Origin of the sequence: Pantoea sp. FN0302, assembly GCF_050113775.1 — a bacterium.
GTDB lineage: Bacteria > Pseudomonadota > Gammaproteobacteria > Enterobacterales > Enterobacteriaceae > Mixta > Mixta alhagi.
Map to the genome: position 1 here is coordinate 1 of NZ_JBNJSM010000002.1, position 12849 is coordinate 12849.

General features: G+C 54.0%; 12 protein-coding genes and 1 rRNA gene. 2 read left to right on the forward strand and 11 right to left on the reverse strand.

The window, feature by feature from the left end; genetic code table 11:
• Positions 1-79, reverse strand: a 16S ribosomal RNA gene (locus ACQE32_RS10635); the annotation flags it as partial.
• 523 nt (positions 80-602) lie between these two features.
• Here ACQE32_RS10635 and mdtD point away from each other — a divergent pair.
• Positions 603-2006 (forward strand): multidrug transporter subunit MdtD, encoded by a 1404-nt coding sequence (gene mdtD / locus ACQE32_RS10640; protein WP_426973752.1) that lies wholly within the window; start codon positions 603-605, stop codon positions 2004-2006.
• On the opposite strand, the gene rbsR is transcribed toward mdtD, so the two are convergent.
• From rbsR to budA, 9 genes are all read right to left on the reverse strand, one after another.
• Positions 2003-3004: a ribose operon transcriptional repressor RbsR gene (rbsR, locus tag ACQE32_RS10645; protein ID WP_237172462.1), complete on the reverse strand. Its 1002-nt coding sequence runs from the start codon at positions 3002-3004 to the stop codon at positions 2003-2005. The two genes, mdtD and rbsR, sit on opposite strands and share 4 nt — an antisense overlap.
• 5 nt (positions 3005-3009) lie before the next feature.
• Positions 3010-3939: a ribokinase gene (gene rbsK, locus ACQE32_RS10650; RefSeq protein ID WP_427021767.1), complete on the reverse strand. Its 930-nt coding sequence runs from the start codon at positions 3937-3939 to the stop codon at positions 3010-3012.
• A 61-nt stretch (positions 3940-4000) separates the two neighbouring features.
• Entirely contained in the window at positions 4001-4882 is an 882-nt protein-coding gene (rbsB, locus tag ACQE32_RS10655; RefSeq protein WP_426973754.1) for a ribose ABC transporter substrate-binding protein RbsB, read from the reverse strand.
• Positions 4883-4905: 23 nt separating this feature from the next.
• Entirely contained in the window at positions 4906-5877 is a 972-nt protein-coding gene (rbsC, locus tag ACQE32_RS10660; RefSeq protein WP_085069212.1) for a ribose ABC transporter permease, read from the reverse strand.
• Positions 5874-7385 carry a ribose ABC transporter ATP-binding protein RbsA gene (gene rbsA / locus ACQE32_RS10665; protein ID WP_426973755.1) on the reverse strand — a complete coding sequence of 504 codons (1512 nt, stop codon included), beginning with the start codon at positions 7383-7385 and terminating at the stop codon, positions 5874-5876. The genes rbsC and rbsA overlap by 4 nt, the downstream gene beginning before the upstream one ends.
• A gap of 7 nt (positions 7386-7392) precedes the next feature.
• Positions 7393-7812, reverse strand: coding sequence for a D-ribose pyranase (gene rbsD / locus ACQE32_RS10670; RefSeq protein WP_426973756.1), 420 nt, complete (start codon positions 7810-7812; stop codon positions 7393-7395).
• A 168-nt stretch (positions 7813-7980) separates the two neighbouring features.
• Positions 7981-8754: a (S)-acetoin forming diacetyl reductase gene (locus ACQE32_RS10675; RefSeq protein WP_427021768.1), complete on the reverse strand. Its 774-nt coding sequence runs from the start codon at positions 8752-8754 to the stop codon at positions 7981-7983.
• Between the two features lie 31 nt (positions 8755-8785).
• Positions 8786-10462 (reverse strand): acetolactate synthase AlsS, encoded by a 1677-nt coding sequence (gene alsS, locus ACQE32_RS10680; RefSeq protein WP_426973757.1) that lies wholly within the window; start codon positions 10460-10462, stop codon positions 8786-8788.
• A 20-nt stretch (positions 10463-10482) separates the two neighbouring features.
• Entirely contained in the window at positions 10483-11265 is a 783-nt protein-coding gene (budA, locus tag ACQE32_RS10685; RefSeq protein WP_427021769.1) for an acetolactate decarboxylase, read from the reverse strand.
• Between the two features lie 105 nt (positions 11266-11370).
• Between budA and ACQE32_RS10690 the strand changes: the two genes are divergently transcribed.
• Positions 11371-12267, forward strand: coding sequence for a LysR family transcriptional regulator (locus tag ACQE32_RS10690; RefSeq protein ID WP_426973759.1), 897 nt, complete (start codon positions 11371-11373; stop codon positions 12265-12267).
• Here the strand turns inward: ACQE32_RS10690 and ACQE32_RS10695 are convergent.
• Positions 12264-12665, reverse strand: a complete 402-nt coding sequence (locus ACQE32_RS10695) for a YgiW/YdeI family stress tolerance OB fold protein (RefSeq protein WP_426981462.1) — start codon at positions 12663-12665, stop codon at positions 12264-12266. The two genes, ACQE32_RS10690 and ACQE32_RS10695, sit on opposite strands and share 4 nt — an antisense overlap.
• Between the last annotated feature and the right edge of the window lie 184 nt (positions 12666-12849).

The following is a 12849-nucleotide window of genomic DNA, read 5'->3' on the forward strand; positions in this document are numbered from 1 at the left end:
CTCCCTGTTACCGTTCGACTTGCATGTGTTAGGCCTGCCGCCAGCGTTCAATCTGAGCCATGATCAAACTCTTCAATTTAAAAGTCTGATGCTCAAAGAAAAACGTCGTAATGAATTACGTGTTCACTCTGAGACTTGATACTGCAATAGTTTTTGCGATATCCCGTCCGTGAGTGCCCACACAGATTGTCTGATAAATTGTTAAAGAGCGGTGCGACCGGTACCTGATACCGTTGTCGCGAGGTGGCGTATATTACGCTTTCCTCTTTCAGAGTCAACTTCTTTTTCAGAAGTTTTTCTCCGGCGATTCATCTTGCTGAATCGCCTGACTCGACGCTGCGTAAGCCGCTGTGCCGTGTCAGTGGAGGCGCATTATAGGGAGTTCTCTGAAGCTCGCAAGTGCTAATTTAAAAAAAAATAGCCAAGCGTTTCTTTTTTCGCCAATAGCCTGAATAAACACCGCTAATTGTATATCTCGCAACCAGAACCCCGCGTTGTTTTGCCCGTTTTTGGCGAAGTGCCCGGCTTCGGCTGATGCTATTCTCTATTTCTCTGCCGATTTTGTTGTTGGCCACGTAAACAATAAAGAAGAAGGATGCTTAATGATCAAATCTGCGCGCAGTATGGCCGGGCTTCCCTGGATTGCTGCGATGGCTTTTTTCATGCAGTCACTGGACGCAACAATATTGAATACCGCTCTCCCGGCTATCGCCAACAGTCTCCAGCGTTCTCCACTTGCTATGCAGTCTGCGGTTATCAGCTATACCCTGACGGTGGCGATGTTGATTCCAGTCAGCGGCTGGCTGGCCGATCGCTACGGTACCCGTAAGGTTTTTATCGTTGCTGTCTCTCTTTTTACCTTTGGCTCTTTGATCTGCGCGCTTTCCGGCTCGCTCATGGTGCTGGTCATCTCGCGTATTATCCAGGGCGTTGGCGGAGCAATGATGATGCCAGTGGCACGCCTTGCTTTATTACGGGCCTATCCGCGCAGCGAGCTATTGCCGGTGCTGAACTTTGTTACCTTGCCCGGTCTGGTCGGTCCCGTGGTCGGCCCTATGCTTGGCGGCATTTTAGTTACCTATGCCTCCTGGCACTGGATCTTCCTGATAAACATCCCTATCGGCATTCTTGGTATTGTCTACGCACGCAAATATATGCCGGACTTTACAACGCCGCGTCGTCGCTTCGATTCGCTGGGCTTTATCCTGTTCGGTTTCGGCCTGGTGCTGCTTTCATGCGGCATTGAGTTATTCGGAGAGAAAATTGTCGCCAGTACCATTGCTGTTGCCGTTCTGCTGAGTGGTATCCTTTTACTGCTGCTTTATATAGCGCACGCGCGACGTCATCCCACCCCGCTAATTAGTCTGCCAATGTTTAAGACCCGCACGTTTTCAATCGGCATCCTGGGAAATGTCGCTTCCCGACTGGGCACCGGATGCGTTCCTTTTCTTATGCCGCTAATGCTGCAGGTGGGCTTTGGTTACTCAGCGATTATCGCAGGCTGTATGATGGCACCGACGGCGATTGGCTCTATGCTGGCGAAATCGACGGTAACCAGCGTGTTACGCAGGCTGGGCTATCGCACTACGCTGGTTGCCATTACCGCAATTATCGGCCTGTTTATTGCCAGCTTTGCATTGCAGTCACCGGGCGAACAGATTTACGTGTTGCTGTTGCCGCTGTTTCTGTTGGGGATGGCGATGTCAACGCAGTTTACCGCCATGAACACCATTACGCTGGCCGATCTTACCGATGAGAATGCCAGCAGCGGCAACAGTATGTTAGCGGTAACGCAGCAGCTGGCGATCGGTTTCGGCGTCGCGGTGAGCGCTGCGGTACTGCGCTTCTATGAGAACTTTGGCGGCACTACGGTTGAACAGTTTCACTCGACGTTTCTGACCATGGGCGTGGTCACCGTTCTGTCGGCGCTGGTATTTATGCTGTTAAAACCAGGTGATGGCCGTCACCTGATTAGCGATCGTGAAAAGCGCCGTAAAAAGGCTTAACGTTGCGCGACTGACTGACGTTCAATCAACTCCGGCGTCAGCACCAGCCTTTGCTGGCTGCCGCCGGGCGATTTGAGCCGATGAATTAACGTATCGATGGCCAGCTCGCCCAGTTCATCTTTTGGCTGATGAATTGTCGTTAACGGCGGCGTCATATAACGCGCCAGTTCAATATCGTCATATCCCATCACCGCCATATCTTCAGGGACGCGTAACCCCGCCTGATAGAGCGCATGATACGCGCCAACGGCCATCGCATCATTGCTGGTGAATACCGCCTGCGGGCGTGATTTACAGGCCAGCAATGCGTTCATGCCGTTGAAACCGCCCTGGAATTCAAAATCACCATTAATGACATACTCTGGCGGTAAAGGCAGGCCGGCTGCTGTCATCGCCTGTTTAAACCCTTCCAGCCGCAGCCGCGCCGGGGTTTTATCCAGCGGCCCGGCAATACAGGCGATACGCGTATAGCCGCGCGCAATAAGATAGTTGGCCGCCAGCTCACCGCCGAGCAGTGAATTATCCTGAATAATATCGCTGCCGCCGTCGAAGGGCGCCCAGTCCATCATTACCGAAGGAATGCCAGGGTAACGCGTCAGGATATCGGCAGAAGGCAGATGACTTTCGGTACACATGATGAGCAAACCATCAACACGCTTTTGCAGCAACGTTTCAAGGCTGCGATTCATGCGTTCTTCATCACCTTCGGTATTACATAACACCAAACTGTAGCCGCGTTCATAGCAGCTGTTTTCCACGCCACGCACCACTTCAGCATAAAAAGGGTTACTGCTGGCGGTAAGCAGCATACCAATGGTGTGGGTTTGGTTGATCTTCAGGCTGCGCGCCAGGGCCGAGGGCGCATAGTTTAGCTCGAGAATGGCCGCTTCAATTTTTTCTTTGATCGCTTCACTTACAAAGCGGCTGTTATTAATAACGTGCGAGACCGTTGAGGTCGAGACGCCCGCTAAACGGGCGACATCTTTCATGGTAGCCAATCCGCTTACCCCTGCTGCTGTAAAAAGCGGTCAATCTCTTCGCGCCAGGGCACGGATGGCTGCGCGCCGGAACGCGTTACGGCAATCGCTGCCGCCGCATGGGCAAAGCGCACCGCTTGCGGCATCGGCTGCTGTTCCAGCAGTGCGGTAATCAACGCGCCGTTAAAGGTATCTCCGGCGGCAATGGTATCCACAGCCTGAACGCGAAAGCCAGGAATGCGCTGCCCTGCACCTTCTTCGCTAAGCCAGACGCCACGACTACCGAGCGTGATCAGCACTTGTGCGATGCCTTTTTCATGCAGCACGGCGGCGGCGCGGGCCGCATCCTCATCGCTTTTTATCGCAATGCCGGTCAGCATTTCCGCTTCGGTTTCATTTGGGGTGATCATATTCACCAGCCCCAACAGCTCATCCGGCAAAACAGTCGCCGGCGCGGGATTAAGGATCACGCGCGTCCCATGCTGCCGGGCAATTTTCGCCGCCGCCAGCACGCTTTCCAGCGGTGACTCCAGCTGCATCAGTAATGCGGCAGCATCGGCAATTACCTGTTGATGTTGCGCCACAACCTCTGGCGTCAACGCAGCGTTCGCCCCGGCATGAATAGCAATGCTGTTTTCGCCCTCGCTGTTAACAAAGATAAGCGCTACGCCAGTCGTAGCGGCGTCAATCACAGAAACAGGAGAGGTATCGATGCGGTCAGCAGCTAACTGTTGACGAATACGTTCGCCAATATCATCAGCACCCACGCAGGCGATAAAAACGATATCTGCGCCGCTGCGGCCAGCGGCCACCGCCTGATTTGCGCCTTTACCGCCAAAAGCAACCTGGTACTGTTTCCCGATCACCGTTTCACCGGGCCGCGGAAACTGTGACAAATTAAGAATATGATCGGCATTAATACTGCCAAGTACAGCGAGTTTAGCGGATTGCGTCATTCGGGGTTCATCCAGAAAAGTGCGCCACCTGAACGGTGGCGCGTTGCCATGCTTTTCTTTGTTATTTGGTGACCAGCTTCAGATCGACCGGATTGATAGCCTGTACTTTCTCGCCTTTTAACGCTTTATCAGCGATCTGTACGCCTACCTGACCAATTTTCTCCGGCATCTGCGCCACGGTCGCGGCCAGTTTGCCGCCTTCTACGGCTTTAACCCCATCATCGGTACCGTCGAAGCCCACGACCACCACATCAGATTTACCGGCAGTTTGCAATGCTCGTAACGCACCCAGCGCCATTTCATCGTTTTGCGCGAACACTGCCTGCACTTGCGGATGCGCCGTCAGCAGGTTCTGCATAACGTTCAGGCCCTTGGTACGATCGAAGTCGGCAGGCTGGCTGGCCAGGATCTGGAATTTATGCGCATCGGCAGCCTGTTTGAAACCTTCACCACGTTCACGCGCGGCGGAAGTCCCGGCAATACCCTGCAGCTCTATAATTTTTGCGCCCTCACCCAGTTTCTTCGCGATAAAGTCACCGGCCATTTTCCCACCGAAGCGGTTATCTGACGCCACGTGACTAATCACTTTGCCCTGCGCCGCTACGCGGTCCAGGGTAATCACCGGAATATTGGCCTGGTTTGCCATTTTAACTGCATTTCCCACCGCATCTGAGTCGGTTGGGTTGATCAGCAGCAACCTGGTGCCGCGAACGGTCAGATCCTGAACGTTTGCCAGCTCTTTCGCCGGATTATTTTGCGAATCCAGAACCACCAGATTGTAACCCAGCTTATCGGCTTCTTTCTGCGCGCCATCTTTCAGCGAGACAAAGAAGGGGTTATTCAGGGTTGAAACCACCAGCGCGATGGTATCTTTAGCCAGTGCATTGGCGCTAAGCGTAGCGCCAAGCAGTACTGCAATTGCCGTGAGTTTTTTCATTTTCATCTTTATATCCTTAGAGGTAAGCGCTATTTACTGCTTTTGTTATCCACCAGCACCGCCAGCAAAATCACCGCCGCTTTGACGATCATCTGATAGTAGGAAGAGACGCCCAACAGGTTAAGACCATTATTCAGGAAGCCAAGGATCAGCGCACCGATCAGCGTGCCCATAATGCGTCCTTTGCCGCCAGCCAGACTGGTTCCACCCAGCACAACCGCTGCGATGGCGTCCAGCTCATAGCCGGTGCCTGCGGTTGGCTGCGCCGAGGAGAGGCGAGCCACTTCAATGGTGCCCGCCAGCGCTGCCAGCATGCCGCTTAGCGCATAGACGATCACTTTTACGCGATTAACATTGATCCCGGAGAGACGGGTTGCCGCTTCATTGCCGCCCAATGCATAGATGTAACGCCCCAGACGCGTATGGTGCAGCATGTACCAGGCTGCCAAAAACACCACCGCCATCAGCCATACCGGCGTAGGGATCCCCAGCGGACGACCAATACCGAACCAGCCAAACAGATCGGCATTCTCATTAAAGCCGGTATTCACCGGGCTGCCGTCGGTATAAACCATGGTCACGCCGCGCAGCAGCAACATCATTACCAGCGTGGCGATAAAGGCCTGCACTTTGCCCTTCGCCACTATGGTGCCGGTAACCGCGCCAATCGCTGCCCCCAGCCCCAGTGCAGCGGCCACGGCCAGCAGCGCATTAACTTCCAGCCCGACAAGTGATGCCGCTACCGCGCCGGTTAGCGCCAGCAGCGAGCCAACGGAAAGGTCGATGCCGGAGGTCAGAATAACCAGCGTCATACCCACCGCCATAATGGCGTTTACCGAGGTCTGCTGCAGAATATTGAACAGGTTATTAACGGTAAAAAAGTTCGGGCTCTGGCTGGCAACGACGGCAATCAGCACAATCAGAGCAATTAGCGACTTTTGTTCCAGCAGCCAGGCCTTGCTGAACCAGCGGCGGCGGGCTGGTAAGGTTTGGGTACTCATAAATGTGCTAACTCCTCGCTGTGTTGCTTGCCTACGGCGGCAGCCATCAGGACTTCCTGCGTGGCCTGTTCAGTGGAAAACTCGCCGCTCAGGCGGCCTTCATGCATAACCAGAATGCGATCGCTCATTCCCAGCACTTCCGGCATTTCAGAAGAGATGAGAATGATGCTCAGCCCTTCCTCTTTAAACTGGTTGATCAGCTGATAAATCTCTTTCTTGGCGCCGACATCCACGCCGCGCGTGGGCTCATCAAGGATCAGTACGTTGGGTCGCGTCATCAAACCGCGGGCAATGGCGACTTTCTGCTGATTACCGCCGGAAAGCAGGCCGATGGTCTGCTCCATACCCGGCGTTTTGATATTAAACAGACGAATAAAATCGCTGACTGCCAGCTGTTCGGCGCTGTGCTTTAGCGCGCCGGCGCCGTTACTGAAATAGCTCAGCGCGGTTAGTGACATGTTCTCTTTCACCGACATACCCAGCACCAGGCCGTCGCGTTTACGATCTTCCGAAATATAAACGATGCCGTTAGCCAGGCCGTCCTGCGGCGTACGAACGTTAATTTCGCGCCCGTTTAACACCACTTTGCCGGCGCTACGCGGCAGCGCGCCGTACAGCATTTTCATCAGCTCGGTACGGCCAGCGCCCATGAGTCCGGACACCCCTAAGATTTCGCCTTTGCGCAGCGTAAAGCTGACATTATCAATACCCGGCCCGCTGAGGTTTTCTACCTGCAGGCGAATTTCACCTGGCGCTTTATCCAGCCGTGGATATTGATCTTCCAGCTTGCGTCCCACCATCATTTCAATCAGCGAGGCTTCTGTTAGCGTATCGACGCTGCGCTCGGCAATAAACTGACCGTCGCGGAAAACCGTGACGTCATCGCAAATTTCAAAAATTTCTTTCATGCGATGAGAGATATAAACAATGCCACAGCCCTGCGCTTTGAGTTCATTGATCACCCGAAACAGCGATACTGTTTCGGTATCGGTTAGCGCATCGGTGGGTTCATCCATCACGATCACTTTTGACTCGAAGCTGAGAACTTTAGCAATCTCAACCATTTGCTGGTCGCCGATAGAGAGGTCGCCCACCAGACGATGACTGTTAAAGCGCAGATTAAGGCGTTTAAGCAACGCATCCGCTTCGGCGTGCATCTTTTTCCAGTCGATACGGCCAAAACCATTAACAAACTCGCGGCCCAGGAAAATGTTCTCGGCGATAGAGAGCTGTGGGATCAGGTTCAGCTCCTGATGGATAATGCCGATGCCTGCTTCCTGTGACGCTTTCGGCCCGCTGAAGTGCGTCTCTTCACCCAGCCACTGCAACGATCCGGCATCACGTTTATAGATACCGGTCAGCACTTTCATCATGGTGGATTTGCCCGCGCCGTTTTCGCCTACCAGCGCCATCACCCGGCCTGGATAAACGGAAAGCGCAGCGCCATTTAACGCCTTTACGCCCGGGAATGATTTTTCGATGCCTTTTAGTTGCAGTAGCGGTTGCATAGCAGCCTCAGAAGGTCACGCCGGCGGTCAGGATAATATTCGCGTAGGGCGTACATTCCCCACTGCGAATGACCGCCTGGCTCCGTTGCGTTAAAGTTTTGAATTGTTCATGAGGAACATAGGCGATAGTGATGTCATTGCCCTGCTGACGTTGCAGCACTTCCAGCAGCGCGATCAGTTCGTCGTGCAGCCTGGCGTTATGCGTACGGATCTCTTCAGCAATAATGGCGCTTTCCACCTGCATTTCGTGCGTAACAGCCTGCGCGACCTGTAAAAAGCTGGGAATGCCATGCGTTACCGCGAGATCGATCCGTTGCGGGCCAGCGGGAATGGGCAGTCCGGCATCGCCAATTGTCAGGCTGTCGGTGTGCCCAAGACGAGCGATAACCGTAGAAATTTCCGCGTTAAGTAAGGTGCCTTTTTTCATGATGCGCTCCTGAGCGAAACGTTTCGCCAAACCGGAGTTTCAGAAAAATCGGGGGTGTTGACAACAGAAAGGTAACAGAATTGTGATCGCTATCGAAACGTTTCGCTGGCGGGTGAGGAAATTTGATTTAGGTAAAGAAACGGGCCGGTTAAGGCCCGTATCAGCGGATTAACTGAAGACCATACCGCCATCAATAAGCAACGCCTGGCCGGTCATATAATCGGAATCCGGGCCTGCCAGGAACGCGACGCAGGCAGCAACATCTTCCGGTTCGGAAAGACGGCCCAGCGTGATGCGTTTAGCAAACTCAGCGGTGCCGTATCCCGGAGCCTGGCCTGCAGCAGCTGAAACCTGACGGTCGATTTCATCCCACATCGGCGTTTTTACAATGCCGGGACAATAGGCGTTTACGGTAATGCCCAGCGGCGCAAGATCGCGTGCGGCTGTCTGGGTCAGACCGCGTACGGCAAACTTGCTGGAGCTGTAAACGGCCAGCTCCGGGTTCCCTACGTGGCCCGCCTGCGAAGAAGCATTGATAATTTTGCCGCCGTGCCCCAGCGCTTTAAAGGCTTTGACCGCCGCCTGAATGCCCCAAATAACCCCTTTCACGTTGATGTTGTAAACCTTATCGACAATTTCCGGCGTAATATCTTCAATCAGCGTGGTAGGCGCAACGCCCGCGTTATTGACGATTACATCAAATCCACCCAGCTGCTGCCGGGCCTGCTCAACTGCCGCAAATACCTGATCGCGATCGGAGACATCCGCCTGCAGCGCAATGGCTTTACCGCCCTGCCGCGTAATCTCCTCGGTAGCCTGACGTGCGGTTTCCGCATTGTAATCCACTACCGCGACGGCAAATCCATCTTTCGCCAGCCGCAGGGCAATGGCTTTACCGATGCCCTGACCGGAACCGGTCACTAATGCAACTTTGCTTTCCATAACTGCTCCTTGCTGAGTTGATAAAGGGGTATTACAGGATCTGGCTCAGATGCAGCTGCCCCATCAGTTTGGGGTTGTCGGCATAATCTACCGGCACCGCAACCACAGCAGGTCCCTGTACATCCATCGCCTGGCGCAATATTGGCTCCAGCTGATCGGCGCTTTCCACCGCGAATCCTGCTGCGCCAAAGGCTTCTGCGTAGGTTTTGAAATCGATCGGGCCGAACGTCACGCCGGAAAGACGCTGGTATTTTTGCTCTTCCTGAATCGCCACCATGTTGTAACCGTTATCGACCCAGATGATGTGCAACACGTTGGCGCCAAGGCGCACCGCCGTTTCCAGTTCCATGCTCGACTGCATAAAACCGCCATCGCCGGAGACCGATACCACTTTACGGCTCGGATCCACCAGCCACGCGCCAATCGCCCACGGCAGCGCAACGCCCATGGTCTGCTGACCGTTGGAGATCATGATCTGGCGGGCACGGAAGCTGTAAAGGTAACGGGCAATCCAGATATGGAAGCTGCCCATATCCACAGTCAACGTCACGTCGCTGTTAATGATGTCCTGCATCGCGCGCACTATACGCAGCGGATGCAGGGCAAACTGGTTCAGCTGGTGACCGCGCATCGCCAGCAGCTCACGCTGCTGCTGACGATCTTTCAGGATATCTGCGGATTCAGGGCTAAGATGCAGCGGCGCCTCAATACGTGCGGCCAGCTTATCCAGCGTGGCGGCGATATCACCAATCAGTTCGGCATCTGGCTGATAACAGTTGTCGGTTTCCGCAGGCAGTACATCTATATGCACCAGCTCGGCGTTACCGCTGTTCCATTTCGCAGGTTCATACTCCACCGGGCTGTAGCCGATAGTGATAATCAGATCTGCCTGCAGCAGCAGGCGATCCCCCGCCTGGTTATTAAACAGTCCCACACGACCGGCAAAGCGTGAGAAATGCGATTGCGATACGGCACCGGCTGCCTGATAGGTGCTGGTGACCGGAATATGGCTGCGTTCCAGCAGACGATGCAGCGCTTTGGCATTTTTCGGCTGGCTGGCCATCAGGCCGAGCAGGATAATTGGGTTTTTCGCTTTCGCGATTTTATCAGCGACGTGGTTAATGGCGCAGTCTGGCGCAGAGCCAAGCAGCAGCTCGCCTGCTGGCGTCAGCACGTTACCGCGTACCGGTCCATCCACGATATCCTGCGGCAGGCTGATAAACGCGCCGCCAGGGCGACCCAGCTCTGCATAGCGAAAGGCGTTGGCAAGGATTTCACCCAGCGCATCCGGCGCGCCCACTTCTACCGCATATTTGGTGATCGGACGGAACATACCAACGGTATCCATGCTTTGATGCACCAGCTTGGCGCTATCCGCACGTTTTACCGCGCCGCCCAGCGCCACCACCGGATCGCCTTCAGAGGTTGCCGTCGCCATGCCGGTGATCAGGTTAGAGCAACCGGGGCCGGAAGTAACCAGCGCCACGCCCGCTTTACCAGTTAAACGCCCTACCGCTGCGGCCATAAAAGCGGCGTTGGCTTCATGGCGAACCGGAATGGTTTGAATAGAGGAGTCCACCAGCGAGTCGAAAACTTTATCAACCTTAGCGCCGGGAATACCAAACACCTGTTTAACACTCTGCGCCTCCAGCTGGGCGACAACCAAATCGGCGCCGTGCGCCCATTCTTTCTGCATATCGCTTTTCATTTTTTCTCCTGTGGCGGGATTTAGCTTTCTACGGCGCGAATGGCGCTGTCGAGATCGTCCGGGTTGAGATTGGCCTGTAAGAAATCACGATCGTCCGGCAGATCGACTACCAGCTTGCTAATGGCACCGAAGGTCAGTACGCCAGACTCCAGGCTATAATCGAGTACGTGACCGCCGCCCTGACGGTCATCAGTAATGAAGTGTTCGTGATAGCCTGCTACGTTAATGCCTTGCATATACTGCGGCGTGCGAAAGCCGATCAATACGCCATCGCGCTGGTTAAAATGGAAGGTTGGCTGTTGTTCAATAGCTTCCATCATCGGTTTATAAGGACGATGTTGACAGGGCACGGTACGCGTCTGAACCTGGTGAAAACAACCATCAATGCGCAACGCACAGAACTGGTTATCGGATGCGATCTGCTGATTAATGATTTCATGCACCGCATCGCGATCGGCAACGCCACTAAAACGATGCTGATACTGCGGACGGAAAAAGGTCATTACGGCAAACGGCGTACGCTGATCAGGGTGGGCCGCATTGGCGCTGCCGTCGGCGCGGAGTTGATATACGTTGCTGTTAAAAGCGATCATCTCACCATCAAGGTGATTAAAGGTTCCCAGGCCGAAATCTCCTTTCTTCAGCAGATCGGCAATGGTTTTCGAACCTTCATAAACGCCGCTCAGCAGAGCGCTCATCAGCGAGGTCTGATAGATTACGCTTTCTGGTTGTTCTTCGCGCAGCGCACTGATGGTTTCAGCAAGCTGTTTCTCGCACGAACAATCAGTTACAGAATGTGACATGATTCTCCCCTCCGCACAAAAGGTTAACACTGTTTAACTATATGTTCGCGCGATTCAGTGGGAGAATCCAATACAGAAAGCCCTTCACTTTGAGACGTTTTAGATATGGAACTACGGTATCTTCGTTATTTCGTCGCCGTTGCGCAGACGCGTAACTTCACTCGCGCGGCTGAGATGCTGGGGATTTCTCAGCCGCCGTTAAGCCAGCAAATATTGCGTCTGGAGCGAGAGATAGGGACGCCGCTGCTAAAGCGGCTGACGCGAGGCGTGGAACTCACCGAGGCCGGGGAGGCGTTTTATCAGGATGCCTGTCAGATCCTTGATTTAACCGGACATGCGCTGGAAAAAGCGAAAGGCATTGCGCGGGGCGTTACGGGTAAGCTGTCGCTGGGTTTTGCCAGCTCGGTGGCCTTTCATCAGGATATTTTCCGCCTGCTACAGACTTTTCAACAACAGTTTCCCTCGGTAACGCTGTTGCCACGTGAGGCCAGTATGTCTTCACTGATGCAGGATCTTCAGGAGGGATTACTGGATGCCGCTTTTGTTCGCCTGCCCTGTGAAACCAGCAAGGCCTTTAACCTCAAGCTGATCGCCAGCGAAAAGATGCAAATTGTCCTGCATAACGCTCATCCGCTCAGCACAAAGCAGGAAATTTCGCTAAGTCAGCTCAGCGATACGCCAATAGTAATGTTTCCACGGGAGATAGCGCCCAGTCTGTATGAGTCGATTATCAGCGCCTGTGTACGGGCGGGCTTTCAGCCGCAAACCGGGCCGTATGCGCCGCAGCTCTCCTCGATTATCGGCATGGTTTCAGCCGGGTTTGGCTTTGCGCTGGTGCCGCAATCGCTCAGCTGCGTCGCAATGCCTGATATCAGCTTCCATCCCTGTCAGGAAGCGTCGCTGACCACCGATATTGCGCTGGCCTGGCGACGCTGGGATCGTTCGCCAACGTTGCAGCATTTGTTGGATACGCTAACGCAGCAGCTGAACGCTAATGCTTAACCCTGGATTTTACGTACCTGTTTAACTTCCAGCTGCGCATCGTTAAAGGCTTTATCCAGTTCGCCCTGTAGCTCAACTTTATCTCCAGGACTTACGCTCTGGCCTTTCCAGTCTGCTTCATCGATCTCCACTGAAAGTGTGCCGGTTGCATCCTGGAACAGATAGTCATCGTCGCTGAGGCGCTTAACAATATTGCCGCGTACGGTAATCCAGCTGTCATCCTTCATCTCTTTGGCTTCTTTTACCGTGACCACATTTTGTGGACCTTTAAAGCCGCCTTTCTGAGTCTGAGTCTGAGTTTTCGGTGCGTTCGGATCGACAAAACCACCGGTCTGCGCCGCCAGTGCCGGCATTGTGAACAGAGCGACAATCGCAACCATTGCAACATGCTGCTTCATTGAATTTCCCTCGTTTGTTAATGGCTCGGATAGATGCTTCTAAGTACAGCACAGGGTTCTTAACAGGATCTTAAGTGGCACCATTTTTTTATGCGTTTGTTGTCTGGTCGCAACATTTGCCCCCTTCTTCTGTACAAGCGAAGCGTTTTTTCCGTATAACGGCGACAGTGAGAGAGATCGGGGA

What these genes read in the sequence shown, in the direction of transcription:
- rbsB (WP_426973754.1), bottom strand. Translation starts at nt 4,882, where the DNA reads ATGAAAATGAAAAAACTCACGGCAATTGCAGTACTGCTTGGCGCTACG.
- mdtD (WP_426973752.1), top strand. Translation starts at nt 603, where the DNA reads ATGATCAAATCTGCGCGCAGTATGGCCGGGCTTCCCTGGATTGCTGCG.
- ACQE32_RS10675 (WP_427021768.1), bottom strand. Translation starts at nt 8,754, where the DNA reads ATGGAAAGCAAAGTTGCATTAGTGACCGGTTCCGGTCAGGGCATCGGT.
- ACQE32_RS10690 (WP_426973759.1), top strand. Translation starts at nt 11,371, where the DNA reads ATGGAACTACGGTATCTTCGTTATTTCGTCGCCGTTGCGCAGACGCGT.
- budA (WP_427021769.1), bottom strand. Translation starts at nt 11,265, where the DNA reads ATGTCACATTCTGTAACTGATTGTTCGTGCGAGAAACAGCTTGCTGAA.
- ACQE32_RS10695 (WP_426981462.1), bottom strand. Translation starts at nt 12,665, where the DNA reads ATGAAGCAGCATGTTGCAATGGTTGCGATTGTCGCTCTGTTCACAATG.
- rbsA (WP_426973755.1), bottom strand. Translation starts at nt 7,385, where the DNA reads ATGCAACCGCTACTGCAACTAAAAGGCATCGAAAAATCATTCCCGGGC.
- rbsK (WP_427021767.1), bottom strand. Translation starts at nt 3,939, where the DNA reads ATGACGCAATCCGCTAAACTCGCTGTACTTGGCAGTATTAATGCCGAT.
- rbsD (WP_426973756.1), bottom strand. Translation starts at nt 7,812, where the DNA reads ATGAAAAAAGGCACCTTACTTAACGCGGAAATTTCTACGGTTATCGCT.
- alsS (WP_426973757.1), bottom strand. Translation starts at nt 10,462, where the DNA reads ATGAAAAGCGATATGCAGAAAGAATGGGCGCACGGCGCCGATTTGGTT.
- rbsC (WP_085069212.1), bottom strand. Translation starts at nt 5,877, where the DNA reads ATGAGTACCCAAACCTTACCAGCCCGCCGCCGCTGGTTCAGCAAGGCC.